Source organism: Sphingobacterium sp. T2 (assembly GCF_000814685.1).
Taxonomy (GTDB): Bacteria; Bacteroidota; Bacteroidia; order Sphingobacteriales; family Sphingobacteriaceae; genus Sphingobacterium; species Sphingobacterium thermophilum.
On sequence record NZ_JXAC01000320.1, the window covers coordinates 1 to 937 of the forward strand.

1 tRNA gene and 1 rRNA gene are annotated in these 937 nt (G+C 50.5%); both read right to left on the reverse strand.

The window, feature by feature from the left end:
* Window positions 1–666, reverse strand: a 23S ribosomal RNA gene (locus SD31_RS14495); the annotation flags it as partial.
* Window positions 667–801: 135 nt separating this feature from the next.
* Window positions 802–875: transfer RNA gene (locus SD31_RS14500), tRNA-Ala, on the reverse strand.
* Window positions 876–937 lie beyond the last annotated feature (62 nt).

Here is a 937-nt window from a genome sequence, read left to right on the forward strand (position 1 = left end):
CTCGCTTTCGCTGCGGCTCCGCGACTTAATCGCTTAACCTCGCCAGTGAAGAGTAACTCGTAGGCTCATTATGCAAAAGGCACGCTGTCATCCCGCCAAAGGCGGGACTCCAACCGCTTGTAAGCACACGGTTTCAGGTTCTTTTCACTCCCCTGTTCGGGGTTCTTTTCACCTTTCCCTCACGGTACTGGTCCACTATCGGTCTCTCAGGAGTATTTAGCCTTGCCAGATGGTGCTGGCCGATTCCCACAGGATTCCTCCGGTCCCGCGGTACTCAGGATACCTCCAGAATATCGTTCTTTACCTGTACGGGGCTATCACCCTGTATCGCCCGGCTTCCCATCCGGTTCCAGTTCATCCCGATATCCTTAGTGAAGGTCCTACAACCCCGTTATTGCCGTAACAATAACGGTTTGGGCTCTTTCCCGTTCGCTCGCCACTACTTGGGAAATCACTATTGTTTTCTCCTCCTACGCCTACTTAGATGTTTCAGTTCAGCGCGTTCGCGTCTTTTAGACAACTACCCTTCAGGTAGTTAGGTTGCCCCATTCGGAAATCTGCGGATCTATTCGCGTTTGCCAATCCCCGCAGCTTATCGCAGCTTACCACGTCCTTCTTCGCCTCTGAGAGCCTAGGCATCCCCCGTGTGCCCTTTATTACTTTCTTCTTCTCATAGCCCTTTTGCTAACTATGAGACGCTTCGTCTAGATTTTATCCAGACTCCGCTGTTGTCTTATCGTTATCTTTTTCTTTCTTCCAATATGTCTAAAGAACTCTTTTTCCGCTATATCGCAGAAAGCGTGGAGAATAACGGATTCGAACCGTTGACCCCCTGCGTGCAAGGCAGGTGCTCTAGCCAGCTGAGCTAATTCCCCTTAATCTGGTATCCCGAGCAGACTTGAACTGCTGACCCCTACATTATCAGTGTAGTGCTCTA